A 25,289-nucleotide genomic window follows, 5' to 3' on the forward strand; every position below is an offset into this window, starting at 1 on the left:
ATGTATTTAGCTAGCGTGTACTAATTGGTCGAGGGCTTGTCCTAAATTATGTTAGTCCTTAAATGTTTCATTATTCAATTTTGAGGTTATTGTCCTCAATCTATAGTCGGTGATCATTGAGATGAGGTCACACCTGTTCCCATGCCGAACACAGAAGTTAAGCTCATCTTCGCTGAAAATACTCGGCGGGCGACCGCCCGGGAAAATAAGTTGTCGCCGGCTCTTTCCAAAACACTCTTCGGAGTGTTTTGGCATATGTGCCTCCTTAGCTCAGTCGGTAGAGCATGCGGCTGTTAACCGCAGGGTCGTTGGTTCGAGTCCAACAGGTGGCGTTTGTTTATAAACTCTGAGATAACGCACATGCGTTGTTTCAGAGTTTTTTGTTTTGCTTGTTTTCTATTTTTGGTTATTGTTTGGTCTTTATTACTTTGAGTGTGTAAAGACCCGGATATCATAGGCTGCTTGCTTTATTTTCCTCTGTGCTATCATATTATGGTGATAAATTGAGTTGAATAATTTGCGGCTGAATTTTCAGACTTCTTACGCAGAATGCTGTTTCGGAAATATCGGTGAAATAATTTACAAATTATAATTTGATATTATCTATACGAGTAACAATTGTAGCTTAATGTAATTGCTTCGTTATGTAAATCTCGCCAAACCAAACTATAAGTTATTGACATTAAACACCTTTTGTGATAAAATAAAAAAGTAAATAATTGAAAAAATTATTGGGACTTTGTCAAAGAGGGAAAAAAGATATAGAAATTGATCAAATTTTTGAAAATTATCCATAAGCTTTAATAATAATGAGTATCAATTCGAAGATATCATATCTCTAAAAAATATGATGATTTTTCAAAACGTTACCACAAAAAACTTAATTATATACAATCTAATACCTATTGAAGTATGAGACTTCCATGCAGCATTCAAAGGTAATATTATTCATCTATTTTTATGATTTGTATCAAAGATTTGCGGATCAGGCATTTTTTTCGCTGTGTAGAACACAATGCAATCGTTTAAGAATTGAAATCCGTCTATATGAATGTTCAATATCTCAATTACTGGGAAACAGTACATATCGACACTACATGGCAGCACGTTTAGTTTTCGAATGATGGGAAATTCGTTATTCGTATGACATACGAAATCATCGAAAGAACTACGTTCGATTGTCAGAAAATGATGTTCTTGGAAATGGATATGTACTTGAATATAGTTCATTGGTTCTGGTGAAGAAATCATTGAACTATATCATAATCATGCAGTTTGCAATCAAGTATTATAGCGAAATTACGACATAAATATTCATCGAGCGTGTGCATGGTGGAAAGTTCTGGCAATAAGCACTGATCCTAGAACTTCCATTGGATAATTTCTGAGTGAGGTTTTAGAGGAATACTATAGACGATACCGAGTGAGATATTTTAGAATTCTACGATTTTGTCAAAACCATTGATGTTATCGAAATTTGATTTTTGACGAGATAGAAGTTCGATTGTCGTCAGGAGAAATATAACCGTTTTTTCTATTCGGTTGAGCACGTATTACCGCCCTCTTACCGTTTGCATTCTTGATTAGCTTTGATTTGTAGAACATCTGAACTACGAGTGGATATTCTTTCAGTTTAATAAGCTATTTGTCATGTACTATGTACATATTTTTCGCATTTTCTATTTCAATGTATATACGTTGTTTTGTATAGTATTTGAGACTTCGAATTTGCGGAATCGGTTTTATCTTAAAATTTATGATTAAATGTTTGGAGTAAAATGTTATGACATCATCTAATTTGGTCCTCAGGGATAGATATGAGATTATTGCTGAGCTTGGCAGGGGTGGAATGAGTACAGTATATCTTGCCAAAGATAAAATACTAGGGTCATACTGGGCTGTCAAGAAGATTTCAAATAGTGATGTTAATTATCTCAAAGGATTCAAAAAGGAAGTAGAATTGCTTTCTAGCCTTAACCACGCCGATATACCCAGAATAGTCGATAGAATCGAATATGGTGGAAATTATTTTGTTGTAATGGATTTTGTTGACGGTGTTTCACTCGGAAAGAAAGTCCTTGCTGAAGGTCCTCAACAGGAAAAAGATGTTGTTGAGTGGGCGAAAATGCTTTGCGATGTTCTTGAATATCTTCATACTGTTAAGGACAATCCAATAATATACTGTGATCTTAAGCCTGATAATATAATGTATACAAAATCAGGAAGAATTAAGCTTATTGATTTTGGAATTGCCAAAGAATGTATTCGTGGAAAAAAATATGTTGGTGAGGCAGTTGGTACAAAAGGTTATGCTGCCCCCGAACAGTATAAAGATGCAAGCAATATTTTTGATGAAAGAACAGATATTTATAGTTTTGGTGCATCTCTTTCATATGTTCTTACTGGCTCTGTTCCTTTAAAACCTCCTTATGGTGTTAAATCTGTAAGAGAACGCAGGCCTGTTCTTTCGGAGGGTATTGATTACATTATAAGAAAATGTACAAAAGACAATCCTGATGATAGATATCGTAATTTTAGTGAAGTGCGTGCTGATCTTAACGATATTAACGAACTTACAGGTGTTTATAGACGTAAAATGAGAAATCGTCTTGTAGGTTTTTATGCAAGCATAGTAGCTTGTTTACTATTTATGATACCTACATATATTGGCTATACGCAGGTTCAAGCTGAAAAGGCTGACAATTACCAACATTATTATCAGCTTGCAGCATCTGATGTTCAAAATAAAAATTATGAATCAGCTGCAAAGAATTATCTAGAATCAATAAAATATAAGCCGCAGTTAACAGAAACTTATCTTCTGTATTTTACGAGTATGTTGCCGCGTGAAAATGATGAAAATTACATAACGCTTACCAAAAATGCCATTGATATAATGCGTAATTCCTATATTGATAATAAAAACAGCCCGATGTTTCATAATAAGGAAATTACATATCAGGTAATGAAAAAATGTGTGGAGGTAAATGATTCGTCGTATGCCGGATATGCATTAAAGTACATTGATCAACTGAAGACTGAAAATTATAAATCTGATGAGCTTGAATATTTTGAGGTTCTTGCTATGAACTGTTCAAAGGATTTATCTACACAGGACTTTGATGAAATCGGGGATGTACTTGATAAGCTTGAAAAGTACACCGACACCAGCATACTTACTGTTGATGACAAACTTCAAAATTATTATACGATAATGAATTTGTATAATGAATATCCGATATATCTCAGTGATCCATATAATAAAATATATGAAACGGGTGTAAAAGCAAAAGCAATCATTGACGGAAATCTTGAATCAGGTGATATGTCATTCAGCAGTATTATCCCAATGTATGAGCTTACAGCGTCAGCACTTTATAACGGTGCTCTTCTTGAAAAAGATGATTCTAAGAAAGAGGAAACGTATAGACAGACTATTGAATGGTATGGATATCTTCATGAACTTAATGACAATCTTTCTGAGGTGCTTTGGTTAAAGAAAGCTTCATCTTATAGAAAGCTTTATGATCTTACAAATGAAAATAGTTTCCTTGAAAGCTCAGTTAAGGAATTGGAAGAGCTTACAAGGAAATATAACAACTGTTTTTCTGCACAGGTCAATCTCGCTATGTCATATCTTGATTCAGAAATGATAAAGAATGAAAACGAACGTGATTTAAGGAAAGCTTTAGAATGCTATGATAAGGTAAATGAAATGAAGGAAAGAAATAGTAACCTTTCAGCAGCTGAACTTTCACAATTTGGTACATTGAAGCAGGCATTTATTAATGCTGGCATTATGGAGAAATGATAAGTATGTATGAAGTAATGATGTATGTGGGCGCGGCAGGAGTTGTATTCTTTTTTCTGCTTTCAGTTGTTCTGTTTATAAAAAATAATATACCTTCGGCGATCAAGTATTTTATAAATTTGAGACATAAGGGAGTAGATATCTGGTCTGCTAATAAAAAACTGCCCGAACAGCCTGTCTATAAACCTGAAAGAACCGAACTTCTTGATGATGAAAACGATATGATAATATCTGAGCCTACAGAATACCTTGATACTTCTGATGCAACGTAAATTTTTACATCAAGATTTCAAACATTAGAATGGAGATAAATGATATGATTTTAAAAATTAAAAGAAATATCAAGGTTTTTCTGCCTGTTGCAATTTCGCTTTTAATTTTAATTGTTTCTATATTATTGAATTTTTTGGTATATAATGCTAATGCCGGAATGGTTGATGAACCGGGAGCTACTATTTTTTCGGCTCAGCATCATTATGTTGATTTACCAGTCAAAGATATAGATGAAAACACATATTTACTCGTTTTAAAGGTAAAAGATGGTAAAATTGTAAAATATAGTAATAGTTATGAAATACAAAAAATACTTATAAAAAAAGGTGAAGAATCTAAAAGGATATATACTGATTTTACCGGGGATCAAATAAGCGGTGATTTTTATATTGGTTTCGTTAAAGAAACGCAGATAGAAAGAAAGAGAATCACTGTTCCCATTGACAAGAAAGTATCCGGTAATACTGAAAACATTAAGTGTCTTATCGATGATAAAGAATTAGATATTGAATTTAATAAAATTACTATAAAATTTGATAGATTTGCTCCTGTCATAAAAAGTATAGATCCGGCAAATGATTCTAAAGGGGCAGTGATACTTAAAATTGAATGTGAAGAAAATTATGGATTAGATGTACTCAATTTATATAAGTATAATTCCAATGATCCTCAGAAGCATCTTATTTTCTCAAAAAAAATTAGTGATTTAGAAGTAGATAGAAATGGTAAATATATTGTTGAAATCGAGCAAAACGGTAAATATGCAGTTTCTGTAAATGATTTTGCTAAACTTGAAAGTAATATCTTTGATTTTGAGGTTAAGGATGTTGATTTTGATGGGCCTGTTATCGATAGTGTTGACAAGGAGGGCAACACAAAAAAAGTAATACCTCCGAATAATAAGATAGTTTATAAGCATGAAACATTTACTGTTAATGCTTGTGATGCCCATATGGATGATATGATGTATGGTATGTATTATGCCGGAAAAGATGATAAAAAGCCTTCGGATATCCCGGATTCAGATTTTTCATATCAGCTAGACAATAAATTTGATTCAGTTCAGAATGGAACCTATTTCTTTAAAGTTAAGGATAAATTTGGATATGAATCTGATGTCTATACATTATATGTAGACGATTTGGATATCGGAATTTATTTGTACCTGTTTGCTTATTCACCCGATATAAATGATGGTATTTTTACTTCAGCAGAGATACTAAATGTTTATTTTTTAGTTTCAGGAGACCTGGTAAATACAGATTCGGAAATTTTGAAAGCATCTCTTGATGGAGAAAATTTGAAGATTTATAATGTAAGTGAAGATGAAGCAGCGAATAATTTAAATAATAAAATTGCAAAAAAATATGCAGAAGAAGGAAATCTTCGTAAAGTTGTTATCAATAATACTGATAAAAGATCATATAAGGGTAATATTACAATAACCGCGTTTGGAGTAGATAACAATTCTTTAGCTGAAATTTCAAAGGACATAATATATGACGCTGTAGATCCTGTTATATCTGAAGAAGATGTAGAAAGAGTTAAATATAATAATTTCATGCCCAGTAATTGGTTAAATATTGAAAGTGTTATCTACAGATTTAAAGCAGAAGATCCTGCTGAGAAAGTTTCAGATGAAGAAGTATTTGAAACTTATAAGAATGAGATAATTGAGATCAAAAAGGAAGAAGCTGCTTTAGAGGAATACAAAGATGATGATGCATCAGAGAAAGACAATGATGATACACCGGAGAATACTTCGGATAAAAAAGAATCTGTCAAAATTTATGAAGATCCTGAAACTGGCGAAACGTATGAAATTCCAATGGAGAAATGGTTGGAATTTAAAAGACAGCTCGAAGAAAAGAATTATGAATTCGTATCAGGTTTGAAAGATGATCCACTCGTTATTATACCCAATAAAAAAGGTGGAGATTCAAAGAACAATGTTACAATTAAATCCCATTATATCGAAAAGGACGACGTTTATGAAGTGATATTTTCTGTACCGAAAGGTCACTATGCTGATTTTACTGCTGAATTTTATGTTATGGATAAGGCTGGCAGAAAATCTAATGTTATTAGAAAGAGTATAATGTTGGATGATGAAAAACCCGAAATTAAAAAAGTCAATTTTACACTTTATGATGAGTCAGATGAAGTAAAATACGAAGGAACTGCGGACAAATCGGTCGATTCAAATCAATTAAAGGGATTCGCAAAAAATGGAGAAAAGCTGACAATTACAATTGAGGCTGTAGACGGCGGACGCGGTTTTGAAGGTTCACCAAATAAGTATCTGTATTTTGATCCGAATGTTTATAATGAACCTATTGAGCTGTTCGAGGAAATATCACAGGATGGAAAAAAGTGTAAACTTTCTCAGACCTTTACTATTGTAGATGGTAAATTGACATGGACTGATTCAGAGAACGAGAAGTCTTTTGCTATCGACGATGAATTCAAGTTTGACATCAATAAGATCGATATTAAAGATGCATTTAATCAAGCTTGTGAGGCCAGTGCATACTATTCAAAAATAGTATACTATGCTCCGCTTGAATATGAAAAAATGAACTTTACTTTTGATGTTTTAAAAGATGGTAAAAGCAAGAAAAAAAATGATAATGATGAATTGATTGCAAATGAAGGTGATAAGATAACATTTTCATTTGAAGCACACCATAAAATCCTCACAAATAATATTTATATGGGTATTCACAACGAACAGATCGATTGTGATCCTAAAAGCGAAGGCGGTATATGCAGTGGTTCTTTTGTCGTAAAAAATCTGAATAAATACGACAATAAAAAGTTCAAGCTATACTGCGAAATCAAAGATGAAGCTGGTAATATTCTAATAAAAGATGGAAAAGTTGTGGACAGAAATACTATTTCTTCAAATATAACTTATTATGCTCCTATAAAGGACTGCATAAAGAATCTTTCTCTGACCACAAACAATCCGAGTGTACAGTATACTAAAGATGGAGATTTGATCAAGGTTTTTGTTAAAACATCGCACCCCATCCGTATTTTCAATGCTGAAATTGCAAGAAATATGGGAACCGAAGTAACAGATGAAGATAATGATCCAAATGTGTATTGTATTGAGTATACTCTGAAGAACGGAGATTTATTCGACAACGAAGATGTACCTTTTATTCTTGAAATGGGTGATGCATCTGATAACGAAGTATATAAATGCACAAACATTAATGTTTGGCCTTTGGCGAGAAAAGCTATGATGTCTCGTGGTGAACAGAAAAAAGGCGAGGTTGATTATGTTGAAACAGAAAAGATAGTATATTATGCTCCTATTGAAGTTAATGACATGAAAATGAATTCAACAAATTTGAATCCTGCAGCTAATGCCGTAAAGAATGGTGATAGGGTAAATGTTCATTTTTCTGCAAATCATGAAGTAAATGCAAGCTCTGTGTCAGTATCGAATCATGAAATAATATTAGGTGATGATAATAAAAGAGATTGGGATTGTTCGATTGATATAACAGATGGTTTTACAGAAGATCTGAGCAATTTAACAGTGAGTGCAAAGCTTACTGATAGAGCGGGAAACGTGCCTTATATTCTTAATGAGCGTGAATTTGATAGCAATGTACGTTATTTTGCACCTGTTCAGATTTCGGATGCTTCGATCGTCAGCAGCAACAGTAATGACGAAAGAAAGTATGCGAAAAATGGTGATGACATTAAATTAGTCTTTAATTCAAACCATGAAGTATATTTCTCAACGGCGCTTTTATGTGATAGAACTCCTGAAATAAGTGATATATCTGAAGAAAATGACGTTAAAAGATACGAATTTGATTATACTTTAAAAAATCAGGATTTACAAGATCAGTCGGTTATAATGTTTTCATTTGAGGCTTATGACATAGCAGGCAATAAGACCGAAACGATAACAAATGAATATTTTGAAAGACTTAATCAGATAACTTATTATGCTCCTATCGTTAACTCATCGTCTATGAAGTCAGGAAACAGAAATACAATGTATGTGAATAACGGTGGAAGAATTATTGTTTCAGGCCAGGCAAATCATGGTGTTATTCCTGATTCAGCTTTGATAAATGGTAGGGAAGCAAATATATCAGGAAGAAATTCTGATAGTTATTCGATTTATTACATTATTGATAATGATGAAAAGAAAATGCCCGAAGGAGCTGTTTCCTTCTCGTACAATCTATCAGATAAAGCGGGAAATACAACTTTTGTAAATAGTGTAAATGATAATACTACTGTTATCTACGATCGTACACTTCCAGAAATTAAATCAGAGTTTGAGAATATTTCCTTTTCAAATCATTCTATAAAGTACAAATTTACTTTCTTTGATGATCATATCTCTCCTCAGGATCTTTCTGTAAAGGTGAACGGGGAAGAGCAGATTTCTGATGAGGAAAGAAATAGCATAGTTGGTTGTGAATTTACAAAAGAGATCATACTTAGTACAGATGACAATTACCGTATAGTTGTAAATTCAAAGGATCTTGCAAATAATGCTTCTTCTGAATTTGATAAGCGTATTACACTAGATACTACAAAACCAGAGATAAAAACGATAAACCTTTTATCAGATAAGCCGGAAATATACAAATCAGCATTTGATATAAGAGACCATTTTGAATTTAAAGAAAAAAACCTCAAAGAAATTATATGTATTGTAACTAATTCAACCGGTAGCAGGGAATGGGATATAAATGATCCTATTGTATGTGACGGAAAGAATACAGTATATCTTATGATTTCAGATATGGCAGGAAACCTTTCGCAGGCATTACTCTATGATTTTTATATAGATGGAACTGCTCCGAAGGCGATAATTCTTGAAGCACTGAGTAATGAATTACTCACACCTGAAGAAAACAAGGTATTTTTCATGGAGGCAGATTTTAAGATATCGCTTGAAGCTCTTCACGTTGATAGAATAAGTAAGCCTGACAAATTTGAGAAACTATATATAGTTTCTCAGGATGATGAAGTGATTGTCGACCTTCTGGATAGTCCTAAAAATGATCCTGATTTCTACACTGTTTCACTTAAAGATCCTGGGAATTATATACTTTGTGTCGAGGCGACGGATTCAGTTGGTAATTCAACAGGTTTGATGAAATATCCTTTTGAAATAAGGGAAAAGAGTCTTGTAGGACGCATATGGGATAATAAGCTTGTTTTAACGCTTACTGTTACCGGTATCTGTTTGCTTCTTTTTGGAACAATTTATGTTCTCATCTTTAAAAGAGTCAGAAAATCTAGACAGGAGTGGGAGTATTGAGTTTAGATATTTTTAGAATATTGAGAGACTCTCAGACAATTGAATATATATTCTCACCTGAATATAGACTGTCAATGACGGAAGTGAAGGTTGCTCAGAGCCTTGAAAACAGCCGCATTATTTGTGGTGAAAAAGCAATTCACAACGGTAGGGAAAAACTTATTTTCAATATCAGTGATATGATTCCGCTGAGTAATCTTCTTGCTATGTTAGATTATGATTCTATAAATAAACTGATTGCTCAAATCCCATTGATTGCTGGAGAAGCAGAAAAAACAGGTTTTTTGTATGGTGATCATCTTGATTTTTGTTCCGATAGAATTTACGTAGATGAGTCGAATCGTATTTTTATGATTTATCTACCATTTGATGACGGGTCTTGTGAATCATGGGAAATGAAATATCAGAAGCTTATAAATGAGATATGTTATTTAAGACCTAATATCAAAAATTTAATATCTGGGACTGAAGAAAATGCAGTTATAGAAACTATACCAGCACATGAAGATGGTAAGGTCAAAAACAAAGATGGTATTTTCAGTCGCATTTTTGGAGATAAACAATCTAAAAAAGAAAAAAAACAAAGACCAGTGAAGGTTAAAAAGAGTGTTAAGTCTAAAAAAGGCAAGAAGATCGAAGATGAATATTCCGGAGGTACAGAGCTTCTTGACAGCATTTTTATTCCTTCAATTGTTATTACAGGGTTAAATACTTCTAAAAAAATGGAAACTGTTATAACTAAAGAGGAATTTATAATCGGTAAAAATCCTAACTGCTGTGATTTTGTTATCGATTTTAATAAAGCTGTAAGTAACAGACATTGCTGTATCACCTGCAAAGATGGAATCAATTATATAGTCGATCTTAAAAGTACAAACGGAACATTTCTTAACGGTGTTCGTTTATCTGCAAATGAAAAAAGGCAGATAAAAATTGGAGATAAGATCAAACTTGCAAATGTCGAGTTAGTTGTAAAATCGGTGTAATGTATGTTTAAGTTGAAAGGCGGAGGTTACTCTGACAAGGGTCCTGTAAAACTTGTTAATGAAGATGCTTTTATTTTCAGAATTAAGCATGTTGGTGATTCAGCTTATGGCATTTTTGCTGTTTCAGACGGGATAAGTGGACTTGATTGTGGTGAGATAGCCAGTTCGCATATTATGTCTGCACTTGATAAGTGGTGGAACAGTAATATTGAAAATGCCACTGAAAGGCCGGTAATAGACAATCTTCTTTTGTCACTTGAAAAATGTATCTTTGAAACAAACGATGAACTGATAAAATACGGAAAAGGGCTCGGCAATAAATGTGGTGCTACGTTAAGTATATTGTTAGTTTTTGATAATAAGGGATTTATATTTCATACTGGTGACAGCAGGATATATTGTCTGTCTAAAAAAACTTTTGGTTATAATTTATTTCAGCTTACTGAAGACCATACTAAGCAAGTTGAAAAAAACACTGAAAATGGTATTGTAAAAAAGAACTATCTGACTGAGTGTATTGGAGTAAAACAAAACTTCATAATATTCAGGAAAGAGATTGAAATATCAGAAAACAATGTTTATTTGATATGTTCAGATGGTCTTTATAAACGATTTACTGAATGGCAGATGTTCAAGTCGCTTGGTAAAAAGCACTCATTAAGTGATATATGCAGGCAAATTGTTTTAAATGTAATAAAAAACGGTGAAACAGATAATATTACAGCAGTTGCCCTTGTTTTATCCAAAGCAGATAATTGATGTGAGTGTCATGGTTATGGAAAAAGGATGTGAAAATAGTGTCATATGCAAAAATTCTAATTGCAGACAATGATGAGAAATACATAATTGCTCTTGAAAGACTGTTTATAGATGGATATGACAGACACTGCAGTCTCACAGCCATAACTGATATGGAATATATTGAGAGGCTTTTCACTTCGCCACAGAGTTTTGACATAATGATAATCAACGAGCAGATGTTTGATCCGCAGTTTGTAAAGCATGAGATTGATAATATATTTGTGCTTGCTGAGTCGAACGAAAATATCGGACATAAGCCTGAAATGAATATTTCAATGATATACAAATATTCAAGTGCAAAGGAAATATATAATGCTGTAGTGAGTAATCTTAGCCCTGAAAGTGCAGCTTCTACAAGAAGAAAAAGTGCTGAAATAATAAGTATATATTCTCCTTCCGGTGGCAGTGGAAAGACAGTTTTGAGTTTTGGACTTGCTGCAGCGCTATCAAAGAAATACAAAAAGGTTTTGTATATCGGAATGGATCTGCTTCAGTCATTTGGGAGCTTTATGAAAAATCCGGTTTTCATTCAAAGTGGATTTGAAACACCGTTGAAATCAAAAAGTGAATATATAGTTGATGTAGCAGAGCCTGTCATCGTAAATGAACTATTTAGTATACTACCACCGTTTTCAAAATCGCTTACTTCAATGGATATAGGTTGCAGTGAGTACCTTTATCTTGCTGAAAAATTAAAAGAATCGGGAAATTATGACAATATCATAATTGACTGTGATTCTTCGTTTGTCAGAGATACTTCAAAAATAATGAGCGTTTCGGATAAGGTCATTATTCTGACAGATCAGAGTAGATCGGGTTTTTATAAGCTTGAAAGACTTCTTAATAATATAGATTGTTCGGAAGAGTCAAAATTTACTTTTGTCTGTGGAAAGTATAGGAAAGAATATGATTTAGCAAATGAGATAAATTTCAGCTTTATTATTCCTTATATTGAATCTGCTGATGAAATCGGTTATGAAAAGCTTAGTGATATAAATGAGATAGAGAGTCTTGCCATGAAGTTTATCTGAAAGGAGAAATTATTTTGGACAAGAATAATATTACTGTTATCTTCGATGTTGATGATGGTAAAATCAGAAAAGATATTGAAGTTCCGCTTGATATAACTGCAAATGAGCTGATAATCGGATTGAATAATGCTTATGATCTTGGTATGGATACAGATGATATTTTTCCATGCTATTTAAAAAGTGAAAATCCGATAGCTCTTTTAAAAGGCAACAAAACATTAAGGGAATTCGGATTGCATAATGCAACTCTGATTTTCCATAAAAATCGGAGGAATTCAGGTGGTCAAGCAATATAAAGTTTCGGTTAGATATAAAAATGTTTACCGTGAGATACTTATGAATGACAACTCTGATAAAGTGCGAATAGGCACGGTAGGAAAATGTCATGTCCGTTTCGATAGTAGTCAGTTCTTTGAAAATTTCTTTGCTGAGATAACTGTTAAAGATAAGAAATATACTCTGTCATGCAGCGAAAATGTATATATCTCGCCTGATGGAATAATGAAACTTGCTGTTAGAAATCTTGTTCACGGTGACAAGATGATACTTAAATATCAGAACTCCAATCAGGAGATAATCACTATTGATTTTCTTATTGATTTCGATTCTGATACCAAAAAATATGACCGTGAGATAGATATTTCAGAAATCTCAATGATAAAAATAGGTGGTACAAGTGATTGTGAACTGCAAATTAATGATGAACTTATTGGTGGCAGTACAGTTTCAATCACCAAAACTGATGAACATTATTTTGTTAAAGATAATGGTACCGAATATGGTGTTTATTTAAATGGTCAAAGAATAAAAAATGAAGTTCAGCTTGCAGATTTTGATTTCATTTCTGTCACAAGTTGCAGTTTGTATTTCAAATATGGAAAACTTTATACATCAAGTTTAGTTGATGTAAACGGACTTGATTTCAAAGATATAGGTTCAAACAGTAATTATCCTGAGTTTGTACGAAATACAAGGATAAAATCTGTACGCGTTGAAGATAAGATATCAATTTTAGACCCGCCGCAGTATCCGACAAAACCGCAGAAAAGCCTTGTTGCATCGCTTATACCTGCTTTTGCTATGCTTGCACTAACTGTTGTTTTGAGAGGTGTCATAGGCGGTGGTGGTACATTTGTAATTTTCAGTGCTTGTTCTATGTCACTGGGAATACTTACCTCTATTTTTAATCATGTTGGCCAAAAGAAAAAATATAAAAAAGATGTAATTGAACGTAAGCAAAAATACGATGCGTATATAAAGCGCAAGAGAAATGAAATAGAAACTGCAAGAAATGAAGAAAGAAATATTCTTGAAAGTATTTATTATTCTGTTGATTGCGAGAATAAAATGCTTCATGATTTTTCAGGAGATCTGTTTGACAGAGAAAGGAATGACGAGGATTTTCTGTGTGTAAACATTGGTATAGGAACAGCTGAATCAAAGCAACCAATTGATTATAAGGTACAAGAAAAGCTTGAGGTTGTTGATGAACTTGTGGAGGTTCCTGAACATATTGCTTATGAGTATAAATATATAGAACGCGTTCCAATTGTATGTGATTTTCGAGAAGCAAATGGTGTTGGTGTTATCGGCAGCAACGAGATGCAGTATGAAATGCTGAAGATCATGGTTATAGATCTTTGTACAAGACAGTACCAGAATGATCTTAAACTGTTTTTCATATTAAATGAAGAAAACAGTCAAAAAATGAGTTGGCTCAGGTTTATTCCTCATGTTTTCAATGAAGTGCTTGATATGCGCAATATCGTAAGCGATGAGAAGAGTAAAAATATTCTATATGAATATCTTTATAAAGAAATGTCAAATCGTGAAGAGGATAGGATTTGTGAACCACGAATAGTTATTTTCATATATGATGATATGGGAATAAAACGTCACCCAATTTCACGATTTATAGAAAACGCAAGTAGTCTTGGAGTTACATTTGTATTTTTTGAAAAAATCAAAAGTCATATTCCACAGTACTGCACAAGACTAATAATGCTCAACGAAAATGAACACGCTGGAAAGCTTATTCTCAGCAGTGATGGTACTAAAAGTATCGATTTCAGCTATACCCCTGTTTCGGATAAAGATTCAGAGTATATGGCTTACAGGCTTGCACCTGTTTACTGTGAAGAGATCAGTCTTGAAGGTACGCTAACAAAGAATATATCTCTTTATCAACTTCTTGGTATAACTTCTGTAGAAGAAATTGATCTTAATGAACGTTGGAATAAGTCGCAGGTATTTAAAAGTATGGCAGCGCCACTTGGAGTGAAAAAGGGTGATGAGATAGTTTATCTTGATCTTCACGACAAATTTCACGGTCCACATGGACTTGTTGCCGGTACTACAGGTTCTGGTAAGAGTGAGATTCTTCAGACTTATATACTTTCAATGGCAACACTTTTTCATCCGTATGAAGTTAGTTTTGTTATAATCGACTTCAAGGGCGGCGGAATGGTTAACCAGTTCAGAACGCTCCCACATTTGATAGGTGCGATAACAAATATTGATGGACGAGAGATCGATCGTTCACTCAAGTCTATAAAAGCCGAACTCAGGAAACGACAGAGATTATTTGCTGAAGCAGAAGTAAATCACATCGATAAATATATAAAGAAGTATAAATCGGGTGAATTGAAAGAACCGCTTCCGCATCTTATAGTAATAGTCGATGAATTTGCCGAGTTAAAGGCGGAACAGCCTGATTTTATGAAGGAACTTATCAGTGCAGCACGTATAGGTCGAAGCCTTGGAGTACATCTTATACTTGCTACACAGAAGCCTGCCGGACAGGTAAATGAACAGATATGGAGTAACTCAAAGTTCAAGCTTTGTCTTAAAGTTCAGTCTCAGAGCGACAGTAACGAAGTTCTTAAATCACCATTGGCAGCTGAGATAAAAGAACCTGGACGAGCATATCTGCAAGTTGGTAATAATGAGATATTTGAACTTTTCCAGTCTGCATACAGTGGTAGTCCTGCAAAAGTTGATGAGAGCAATATTAAAGAGTTCAAAATATGTGAAGTATCTGTATCAGGTCTAAAAAATGTTGTTTTCGAGCAAAAGAAGCCTAAAAAGGATGCTGGTGAAGATACACAGCTTAATGCAGTAGTTGATCTTGTTTATAATTACTGCGATAATAAAAAAATCAAAAAGCTTCCTGATATCTGCCTTCCGTCACTTCCATGTTCTATAACAAAAAATGACGTTGAGAAGAACGATGAAAACGGATTTTTTTGTGAAATCGGTGTCTATGATGATCCCGATAATCAGTATCAGGGCGGTATCACCTATGATCTAGGCGGTCAGAATACGATGATAATCGGTTCTTCTCAGTATGGCAAGACTAATTTGCTCGAATGGATAGTAAAGGAACTTGCTATAAGGTATACACCAGCTGAACTGAATATGTATATTCTTGATTTCGGGTCGATGGTGCTTAAAAGTTTTGAGTCTCTTAAACATGTCGGAGGTGTTGTATGTGCTTCCGATGATGAAAAACTCAAAAATCTGTTTAAACTTCTTAATGAAGAATCCAAAAAGAGAAAGGATAAACTAGTCTCTGTTGGTGTAAGTTCATTTAGTTCATACAGAGAAGCAGGCTTTACTGATATTCCTCAGATAATTGTTATTATAGATAATCTGACAGCTCTAAAAGAGCTTTATCTGAATGAAAATGATGATCTGCTTCCGATATGTCGTGACGGTATATCTGTCGGAATAAGCATCGTGGCAGCAAATGCACAACTTTCAGGTATCGGTTACAAATATCTTTCAAACTTTGCAAACAAGATCGGTCTATACTGTAATGATTCCGGTGAGTACAGTTCACTTTTTGGATCGTGTAGGATGCGTCCTTTGGGAACTCCGGGACGATGTGTAGTCGAACTTGATAAAGAGTTTTATGAGTGTCAGACATATCTGGCATTTGAAGGAGAAAAAGAGATCGATCGAATCAATGCAATGCGAAGCTTTATAGAAGAACAGAACAAGAATTATCCGGGAAATGGTGCAAAGATCATACCTGTTATTCCAAAGCTGTTAGATGAAGCATTTATTGCTCAGAATTATGAGCCTGTAAACAAGCCATATTCATTCGTTGGTGGACTTGATTTTTCTACTGTTGCCGAACTTGTTTTGGATCTTACAGTTATAGGAACGTTATGTATTTGCGGACGTCAGAAATCGGGAAAAGGCAACTTTATCAGATATATGCTTTCGCAGCTTGCAGAAAATTCTGAAAATGCTCCTTTTGAAGTTGTGATAGTTGATGATGTCTCACGCAAATTTAGCAGCGTTGAAAACGTTGATAAATATATAATTGCAGTTGACGAAGTAAAGGATGTTATTGTAGAATGGCATAAACGTCTTGAAGAAAGATATCAGATGCTTATGAATAAAGATCCTCAATTTGAAAAAGAACCTATGCTTATTCTTATTGTACAGAATAACGATGTTCATGATTCCATAAGCAAGGATAAAGCAGTTTTGGCGCTGTATAAGGAAATGCTCAACAAATACAAAGCGATGAAATTTTGTGTTATATATTCAGGCATGGAAAATGCACCCATAGCTTTTGGTGCGCAGGAAACAATGAAAATGCTGAAAGAGGCAAAACGCTATCTTGTATTTGATGATGTTCAGAATATCAAAGTCGCAGATATTTCCATGCAAACAGCCAGAATGTTTAAGAAGCCTATTGAAACAGGCGACGCTTATTATCTGAGCGGTACCGATGTAATAAAGATCAAAACAGTATTACATCAATAACTATTTTAGGTGATAACTGCATAGCAGTGTCATAAAAATTTATTTAATTAGGAGGAACCAGAAATGGCAAATCAAATCAGAATGTCCCCTGAAGCAATGAGGGGAAGAGCAGCAGAGTATCTTCAGCAGTCAGAGGTTGTACAGGAAGTTATCGGTAAAATGGATACACTTCTTGAGAACCTTCAGGCAGAGTGGGAAGGCTCCGCAAGTGAGGCTTATGCTGAGAAGTATGAGCAGCTCAAGCCTAGCTTTACAGCAATGCAGGATCTTATTGCAGATATCAGCTCAGCACTTAACAAGACAGCTGATGCAATTGAGGCAACAGATTCCGATATTGCTGGTCAGTTCAGAGCATAAGGCTCAAATGAATCAGTCGAAACAGGGATATTTATCCCTGTTTCGAACATGATTTCGTTTATGGTTGAGTTATATTTTCGGATATTTTAACTCAAAATTAAAACCCGTTCATAAAATTGAATCGTAAACAAAATCAAAAAAAGGAGGACTTATTAATGGAAAAAGTTGAATTTCTGCCACTGGGCAGCATCGTTGTTATAAATGGCGGTGTAAAAAAATACATGATTATTGCAAGAGGACTTAATGTAAATTTGGGGAATAAGCAGGTATTCTTTGATTATGGTGCGTGCCGCTATCCCGAAGGTATGGAAGGTGATCAGGTGATGTATTTTCAGCATGAAGATATAGCAAAGATCATTTTCAACGGCTTTAATGACGAAGATAATGAGATGATGATAAAGAATATCAATAATCAACTTTCTGTTACAAAGCTCGAACGTGCAAATGTGAAGGAACTCAAGGCTGAAATGGAGGTTTCAAATGGCTGAGGAATTTGATCAGGAAGAGTATGACCGACTTCAGGGTGAGAAAAGTGCAAATCTTGCAGAGCAGGAAGCGTGCCAGGCTAGAATTGACAGTTTGAATCAAAAAATAGAGGATTTAAAAGCTGCATACGATAAATTGGATGAAGCAAAAGAAACGTTGAAGGACGCAACCGGTACGTTGAAAAAAGTACCAAGTAAACAGTTTAACGGCTGGAAAGGCTCTGTTGCTGATGAGGTCAAGAGCACCTGTAAAGATAGCGATAACAGTTTGCGTAGCCAGTACGAAACATACACTGAAAAGATCGATGAGATTGAGGATTCGATAAATTGGCAGATACATGATCTGAAAAGTCAGAAAAATGAGCAGTATGGTATTCTCGGAGATCTTATGGATGCATTTGATTGGATAGGCACACAAATTCATAATTTGTTTAATTAAGGAGTGATATTAATGGCTGAAATTAAACTTGATCAAGCCACTATGCTGGAAAATATTTCAGCGTTACAGTTTAGTGTAGGTGAGATCACGATTTCTAATTTTTTGGACTCCGGTGTTGGCGAAGGCTCCCCTGCAATGGAGCGTTTTGTTGAATTGTATTATGCTTTTTCAGAGCTTCTGGTGCAGTATAGGATGAAACTCAATGATGATTTGAGATTTGTAAATGAATCCTTGAATCTTATGGTTGAGCAGGAGTCGGAATTTGCACAATACTTTGATGATAATCCGGCAGGTACATCGCCTTTGGGAGAGATATCAGGTGTAAGTCTTGATTTCGGAGGATAGAAATGGGTTATAAAATAAAATACGAAGATATGTACTCGCTTTTGTGGTCATTTAATTCAGATATGAATTATTTGATAGAGACAGTTGACAATTACAAAAGTGCTCTTGATTCATATCTAAATACAAGTGCAATGAGCGGAGAGACCGCAGATGCAGTGTATAATTATTTTCAAGAAGTCCATTATGTCTTTCTGGATTCGATCAAGCAGATAGCCCAGGCATTTCTTGATAATTTCGCAGGATATAAGGCGGGATATTATTCTATTGATCTTTCCACAAAATTTGTTCTGGATGAAGAAGGTATTGAAGCAACAAAAGATAAGCTTGCAGATATTTACGAGATCTTCACAGATGAAAGTGCAAAGGTCAATTCAGCAATAAGTGATATCGACAGCATAGATGGTGTCGAGCATTATGATGCCCCCGGTGATCAGGGAATACCTACATCACATGATAATCTCAATACTAAGCTTACAGATCTTGATACTAATATCAGTGATTTTGAATCAACTACTGTAACATCTATTGATAATTCAATAGAAACTCTTATGGCGCTGTTTATAAAGTCACTGGAAAGCCTTTTTGTGCCTTCACAGGTCGAACCAAACAGATATGTAGCTGGAACATTCGGAGAGAATCCTTATGCAGCAGCTGAGATCTATATGAATGAGATCCTTCAGCAAAACCATGATAACAACGTTGAAATTCTAAATTCTATCTGGGAAAATGAGACAGAATTACATGAACTAGCTGAAGCTCGAAAGGTACAGGGTATTTGGAAGGCTGTAGGCGGCGGAGTTCTCATTGTAGTAGGCGTTGTATGTATTGTAGGTACAGCAGGTGCGGCTACACCAATCGTTGTAGGCGGCTGGGTAGCTGGCGGCGGTACAGTGGCATTCGGTGCAGCTGACCTGATTGAAGGTGGACAGGATATATATCATGGCTCAACTGGAGATCTTGATACAAGTTCATTCAATTATATCAGAGATACAGTATTCATGGGCAATCAGAAAGTCTATGATATAACAGAAGAGGTATTTTCATTTGCAGCTGGAGCTATGTGTCCTATTGGCGCAGCGCAAAAGGCAGGGACATTAACATGGCGTTCCGGTGGAGTAATACTTGGACAAGAAGTTTTGGGTGAAGCAGCAGGTTACGGTGGATCATATTTTGCTGGACAGTTTACTGATAATGAGAAATTAAAGTTGCTGGCTGGTGTTGGTGCATCAATTCTTGTAGGTCATGCTGGCGATAGAATTGATACACATTTCAATTTATCCGGTACTCATGTTAATGTTCCTAATGCGCCTGATATAGATTCAAATCATATAAGACCTGATCTTGATTCTATAGCTGGTGATGTAAATGAGGGTGGTGCTATATTGAATAGCACACATATCAATGCTTCAAGTAGTGATGTTGAAAGTTATCTTAGACGAGGTGTAGATATACCTGATCACATTAAAGATAGACTATCTTTTTTACAGAATAAAGGCGATTTAATTACGGGTTCTGTCGGAGAGTTTAGTATGTCAGATGTGAGTATAATGTCAAAAGAAACGGGTGTAGAATTCGCTCATGTTACAGTTGGTGATACAACATACTTAATTCGTGGCGATGTAACAAGTACTGTAATTCCTTATGATATTTTAGACGATATGAAGAAAAATAATGGAATATGGGACTTCCATAGCCATCCTTTTGATGATGATTGTATTCCTTCTCCTGCTGATCAAGAACTTCTTAAAGATTTGTACAACCATACTGGACAGAGTGAAAGCGTAATAATAACCCCAAATGGAAAAAAATCAACATTTGGTCCAGACGGAGTAATTAGTATAGATACAATACCGAATACAATTGATGCTGATAGACAAAAGGCTTTACTTGAATTATTTGGAGGAGAATAACATGATAAATAAAGATACAGCTGCTGCTATTGCATACTTATCCATTGCAGATTTAGTAGGGCGTGATTATTTTAGAAGTCATTTTAATGATGTATGTCACTGTTATCCTTCAAATGATTGTGATGATCTTGAATATGAGTACTTTATGGGGTTTGAAGGAAATGCAAAAACAGGAGTATGGACTGTTTTTGCAAGAGTATCAGTGAATCGAGAAACTGAAAAGGTTACTTTACTTGATTACAAGCTGCCTAATGGCAATAGAATGGAAAATCCAATTAAACCAACGAGTTTTGCATAATATGTTTTTCACGGCATACCTTGTTCTAGGTAAAAAATTATTAGGCATAAAGAATAATTGATTTCGGAGGACAGATATGGGATATAAAATAAAATATGAAGATATGTATAGCCTATTATGGGATTTTAAAAGAGATATGGATTACTTGAAAGATTCAGTTGACAACTACAAAACTGCTCTTGATTCATATCTAAATACAAGTGCAATGAGCGGACAGACCGCTGATGCAGTGTATAATTATTTTCAAGAAGTCCATTATGTCTTTCTGGATTCGATCAAGCAGATAGCCCAGGCATTTCTTGATAATTTCGCAGGATATAAGGCGGGATATTATTCTATTGATATTTCCACAAAATTTGTTTTGGATGAAGAAGGCATTGAAGCAACAAAGGATAAGCTTGCAGATATATACGAGATCTTCACAGATGAAAGTGCAAAGGTCAATTCAGCAATAAGTGATATCGACAGCATAGATGGTGTTGAGCATTATGATGCCCCAGGCGATCAGGGAATACCTACATCACATGATAATCTCAATACCAAGCTTATAGAATTCGATACTACTATTAGTGATTTTGAATCAACTACGGTAACATCTATCGATAATTCAATAGAAACCCTTATGGCACTGTTTATAAAGTCTCTGGAAAGCCTTTTTGTACCTTCACAGGTCGAACCAAACAGATATGTATCCGGTTCATTCGGAGAAAACCCCTATGCAGCAGCTGAGATCTATATGAATGAGATCCTTCAGCAAAACCATGACAGCAATGTGGAAATACTTGATGCTATCTGGGAGCAAGAGACCGAACTGCATAAAATGGCAGAAGATCGAAAGGTACAGGGTATTTGGAAGGCTGTTGGCGGTGGAGTTCTCATCGTAGTCGGTGTTGTATGTATTGTAGGTTCAGCCGGTGCTGCAACTCCTGTAGTTGTAGGTGCTTGGGCAGCAGGTGGCGGTACCATAGCTTTCGGAACAGCAGATCTGATCGAGGGTGGTCAGGATATTTATCACGGCTCAACCGGAGATCTTGATACAAAGTCATTCAATTGGATCAGAGATACGGTATTCGATGGCAACCAAAAAGCCTATGATATTACAGAAGAGATATTTTCATTTGCAGCCGGAGCTATGTGTCCTATTGGTGCAGCTTCAAAAGCCAAAACATTAACATGGCGTTCAGGTGGAGTAATACTTGGACAAGAAGTTTTGAGTGAAGGTGCAGGTTACGGTGGACAGTATGTGGCATCAAAGTTTACCGATAATAAGACATTACAGATGATTGCGGGAATGGCGGCATCAATGGGAACCGGTTATGGAACATCAAGGCTTGACCGCAGGTTTGATCTTTCGGGATATGTATCACCTGAGGTTAAAAAAGTCATCAGAGATCACGGTTTATCATTGACTGAGTTCGAGAAACTCAAGCTAAAAGATGTTGCTACATTATCAGATGCTGAAAAAGCATTGATGATAGATATAAGAAAATCTATGCCCGGTATAACATCAACTACACCTTTGCAAAAAACTTTACCTATAGATGATGTAAATAAATATTTAGGACCGGATGGTTATAAGGACATCAGAGGTTATGTTGCTAGAACCGATGATCTGAATGGTCCTGTTATGTATAGTGACGTTGTTGAAACATCAAGATTGGATTATACCACCAGTACAGGTGCAAGACCGTTTCCGGAAGACGGAAATTCGTATGGTTATATTTCGTTTAAGACTACGACTCCTGAAAATGTAGAGATACCTTTTGGTCCGGAGCTTGGTGGAACAAATACAGATGGTTACCCATGTACACAAAATGCATTTACAGGATCACGCAATACGAGAGTTGTACCCGAATGGAAGGTACCCTATGGATCTTCGCTGAAAATTAAAGATGGAGCAGAATTGCATCGAGTAGTAAACGGTGTAGACGAAGTTGTCGGAGTATTTGAAGGGGGATATTTTAAGGAGGTAAAGAAATGATCGACGGAACATATGGAGTATATAAAGGTGAAGTTCATCGCATAGGCATAGGTGAAGGAGATGAAATACATCTGTACCCAAATTCTGAAAGTGAAATTGATGATACATATATTGATAGATACAATTTAGGCAGCTATTCTAAAGTAGTAGATTCTTCAGAGCTTACAGAGATGTATGAATTATCATCATATGTGGATTATAAAGGCTATAAAATTAGTATTGCCCGTGAAACCAAAGATGAGTATGAATTATGGGTTGGCGATTGTGAAATTGCCAAAAAGCTTGGTTTTGACCGGTGTGATAAATATGCATATAACATGATGGTCAAAAAAAGTGATGTAGAGGTTATTGTTGAAAAAACTCCGCTTAATTGGTAATGGTTGCCTGTGTAATTGACCGGCTGTTTTAATACTATGATTTAGTTGATATATAAATTCCTAGTAATCAAGAAACGATTGACGTTTTTTATTCGTTAATTATTAAGGCTGAAAGAATAATTGAATTCGGAGGACATAGATGGGATATAAAATAAAATATGAAGATATGTATAGCCTATTATGGGATTTTAAAAGAGATATGGATCACTTAAAAGATACAGTTGACAATTACAAAAGTGCTCTTGATTCATATCTAAATACAAGTGCAATGAGCGGACAGACCGCTGATGCAGTGTATAATTATTTTCAGGAAGTCCATTATGTATTTCTGGATTCGATCAAGCAGATAGCTCAGGCATTTCTCGATAACTTTGCAGGATATAAGGCGGGATATTATTCTATTGATCCTTCAACAAAATTTGTTTTGGATGAAGATGGCATAGAAGCGACTGTAGCAAAGCTTGCAGATATATACGAGATATTCGCGGACGAAAGTGCAAAGGTCAATTCAGCAATAAGTGATATCGACAGCATAGATGGTGTCGAGCATTATGATGCTCCCGGTGATCAGGGAATACCTACATCACATGATAATCTCAATACTAAGCTAACAGAGCTCGATACTAATATCAGCGATTTTGAATCAACTACTGTAACATCTATTGATAATTCAATAGAAACTCTTATGGCGCTGTTTATTAAGTCGCTTGAAAGCCTTTTTGTGCCTTCACAGGTCGAACCAAACAGATATGTAGCAGGAACATTCGGAGAGAATCCTTATGCAGCAGCTGAGATCTACATGAATGAACTCCTTCAGGAAAACCATGACAGCAATATAGAAATACTTGATGCAATCTGGGATCAAGAGACCGAATTACATAAAATGGCAGAAGACCGAAAGGTAATGGGTATCTGGAAGGCTGTAGGCGGTGGAGTTCTCATCGTAGTTGGTGCTTTATGTATTGTAGCTACATGTGGCGCAGGTACACCCCTCGTTTTAGGAATAGCCGGTGGAGTAGCCGGAGGCGGTACTGCAATATTCGGAACAGTAGATCTGATCGAAGGCGGACAGGATATATATCACGGTTCAACCGGTGACCTTGAAACAAAGTCATACAATTTTGTTAAAGATAAAATATTCAGAGGCAATGAAAAAGTTTATGGTATAGTTGAAGAGGTATTTTCATTTGCAGCTGGAGCGATGATCCCTATTGGTGGTGCATATAAGGTTGGTAAGTTGACATGGCGTTCCGGCGGAGTAATATTCGGACAAGAAGTTTTGGCTGAAGGTGCAGGTCATAGTGGCTCATATATTGCAGGAAAGTTTACTGATAATGAGAAAATTAAGATGCTCGCCGGACTTAGTGCATCGATTCTTGTAGGTAAAGCTGGTACCATGGCGGATAAACGTTTCAATTTATCTGGTTTGTACCCAAAACCTGTGAACCTTAAACCAAATGCGTTAAATGCAGTACCTGATTATAGAAGACCTGCTGTAATTAATACATTTTCAGATGCTCCCGATGAGTTCAAGACTTTAATTAACAAATTATCTAAAAAATTGAAAGTCGGTGATTGTCCGACAAGTATTGTAAATGGAGTGCCTGTTGAAGGTGTATGCCATTATGATCCTATAGATGATATTATAAGAATGAAGAAAAGTTATATTGATGATGAATACGCTGACATATTCAGGCATGAGTATGGTCATTTTGCCGATGCAAAGATGGGAGATCTATCCTCAGGAAACAATTTTATTAACGCGCTAAATTCTGATATTTCAAATATTCAAATGCAACAAATGCTTGATGATCTGGTTTCGTCTGGAGCGATTGATGATATTTGTATTTCTGATATTCTGTCAGGTTCTTTTAACAATGATCCACGTATTATAAATCGTTATAATAACGAGGGTTTTCCTTACTATATGCATGACAACAATTATTGGAATGGAACAGCCGGTCCTGCATATGCAAGAGAGAAGGAAACTTTTGCAAATTTGTTTAGTATTTTTACAGGCTCAGGAAATAGCCAATCCATTTCATTTATGGAAAAGTATTTTCCGTCAACAACTTCAACTTTCAAAGATTTAATAAAAAAAGGGAGGCCATAAA

Annotated in this window: 17 protein-coding genes, 1 tRNA gene and 1 rRNA gene; all 19 read left to right on the forward strand. The window is 35.2% G+C overall.

What is annotated here, in order from left to right; translation table 11 throughout:
• Positions 1-105 precede the first annotated feature (105 nt).
• The 19 genes from rrf to BMY75_RS11225 all read left to right on the forward strand — a co-directional run bounded on the left by rrf (position 106) and on the right by BMY75_RS11225 (position 25,288).
• A 5S ribosomal RNA gene (gene rrf, locus BMY75_RS11135) occupies positions 106-222 on the forward strand.
• A gap of 37 nt (positions 223-259) precedes the next feature.
• Positions 260-332 (forward strand) — tRNA-Asn (locus BMY75_RS11140).
• Between the two features lie 1,451 nt (positions 333-1,783).
• Positions 1,784-3,811, forward strand: a complete 2,028-nt coding sequence (locus BMY75_RS11145; RefSeq protein WP_074833857.1) for a serine/threonine-protein kinase — start codon at positions 1,784-1,786, stop codon at positions 3,809-3,811.
• A 5-nt stretch (positions 3,812-3,816) separates the two neighbouring features.
• Positions 3,817-4,083 (forward strand): hypothetical protein, encoded by a 267-nt coding sequence (locus BMY75_RS11150; RefSeq protein ID WP_074833859.1) that lies wholly within the window; start codon positions 3,817-3,819, stop codon positions 4,081-4,083.
• A 29-nt stretch (positions 4,084-4,112) separates the two neighbouring features.
• Positions 4,113-9,386 (forward strand): Ig-like domain repeat protein, encoded by a 5,274-nt coding sequence (locus BMY75_RS11155; RefSeq protein ID WP_081350527.1) that lies wholly within the window; start codon positions 4,113-4,115, stop codon positions 9,384-9,386.
• On the forward strand, positions 9,383-10,372 hold the full coding sequence (locus BMY75_RS11160; protein WP_074833863.1) for an FHA domain-containing protein: 990 nt from the start codon (positions 9,383-9,385) through the stop codon (positions 10,370-10,372). The genes BMY75_RS11155 and BMY75_RS11160 overlap by 4 nt, the downstream gene beginning before the upstream one ends.
• A 3-nt stretch (positions 10,373-10,375) precedes the next feature.
• Entirely contained in the window at positions 10,376-11,131 is a 756-nt protein-coding gene (locus BMY75_RS11165; protein ID WP_074833865.1) for a PP2C family protein-serine/threonine phosphatase, read from the forward strand.
• Positions 11,132-11,160: 29 nt separating this feature from the next.
• Entirely contained in the window at positions 11,161-12,204 is a 1,044-nt protein-coding gene (locus BMY75_RS11170) for an AAA family ATPase (protein WP_207646274.1), read from the forward strand.
• A 14-nt stretch (positions 12,205-12,218) separates the two neighbouring features.
• On the forward strand, positions 12,219-12,500 hold the full coding sequence (locus tag BMY75_RS11175) for a hypothetical protein (protein WP_242940227.1): 282 nt from the start codon (positions 12,219-12,221) through the stop codon (positions 12,498-12,500).
• Entirely contained in the window at positions 12,484-16,983 is a 4,500-nt protein-coding gene (gene essC, locus BMY75_RS11180; protein ID WP_081350528.1) for a type VII secretion protein EssC, read from the forward strand. The genes BMY75_RS11175 and essC overlap by 17 nt, the downstream gene beginning before the upstream one ends.
• 63 nt (positions 16,984-17,046) lie before the next feature.
• Complete coding sequence (locus BMY75_RS11185) at positions 17,047-17,340, forward strand: WXG100 family type VII secretion target (RefSeq protein WP_074833869.1); 294 nt, start codon at positions 17,047-17,049, stop codon at positions 17,338-17,340.
• A gap of 155 nt (positions 17,341-17,495) precedes the next feature.
• Entirely contained in the window at positions 17,496-17,828 is a 333-nt protein-coding gene (locus BMY75_RS11190; RefSeq protein WP_074833872.1) for a DUF4176 domain-containing protein, read from the forward strand.
• Positions 17,821-18,264, forward strand: coding sequence for a YwqH-like family protein (locus BMY75_RS11195; RefSeq protein ID WP_074833874.1), 444 nt, complete (start codon positions 17,821-17,823; stop codon positions 18,262-18,264). The genes BMY75_RS11190 and BMY75_RS11195 overlap by 8 nt, the downstream gene beginning before the upstream one ends.
• A 12-nt stretch (positions 18,265-18,276) precedes the next feature.
• Entirely contained in the window at positions 18,277-18,609 is a 333-nt protein-coding gene (locus BMY75_RS11200; RefSeq protein WP_074833877.1) for a DUF5344 family protein, read from the forward strand.
• Between the two features lie 2 nt (positions 18,610-18,611).
• The gene (locus tag BMY75_RS11205) at positions 18,612-20,519 is read left to right on the forward strand and encodes a T7SS effector LXG polymorphic toxin (protein WP_074833880.1); all 1,908 of its coding nucleotides are present in this window, start codon (positions 18,612-18,614) and stop codon (positions 20,517-20,519) included.
• Between the two features lies 1 nt (position 20,520).
• On the forward strand, positions 20,521-20,817 hold the full coding sequence (locus BMY75_RS11210) for a hypothetical protein (protein ID WP_074833882.1): 297 nt from the start codon (positions 20,521-20,523) through the stop codon (positions 20,815-20,817).
• Between the two features lie 76 nt (positions 20,818-20,893).
• Positions 20,894-22,798: a T7SS effector LXG polymorphic toxin gene (locus tag BMY75_RS11215; protein ID WP_074833884.1), complete on the forward strand. Its 1,905-nt coding sequence runs from the start codon at positions 20,894-20,896 to the stop codon at positions 22,796-22,798.
• Positions 22,795-23,175, forward strand: coding sequence for a hypothetical protein (locus BMY75_RS11220; protein WP_074833886.1), 381 nt, complete (start codon positions 22,795-22,797; stop codon positions 23,173-23,175). Before BMY75_RS11215 ends, BMY75_RS11220 begins: the two co-directional genes overlap by 4 nt.
• 139 nt (positions 23,176-23,314) lie before the next feature.
• Positions 23,315-25,288 carry a T7SS effector LXG polymorphic toxin gene (locus BMY75_RS11225; RefSeq protein ID WP_074833888.1) on the forward strand — a complete coding sequence of 658 codons (1,974 nt, stop codon included), beginning with the start codon at positions 23,315-23,317 and terminating at the stop codon, positions 25,286-25,288.
• Position 25,289 lies beyond the last annotated feature (1 nt).

It is taken from the genome of Hominimerdicola alba (assembly GCF_900109655.1).
Classification (GTDB): Bacteria; Bacillota; Clostridia; order Oscillospirales; family Ruminococcaceae; genus Hominimerdicola; species Hominimerdicola alba_B.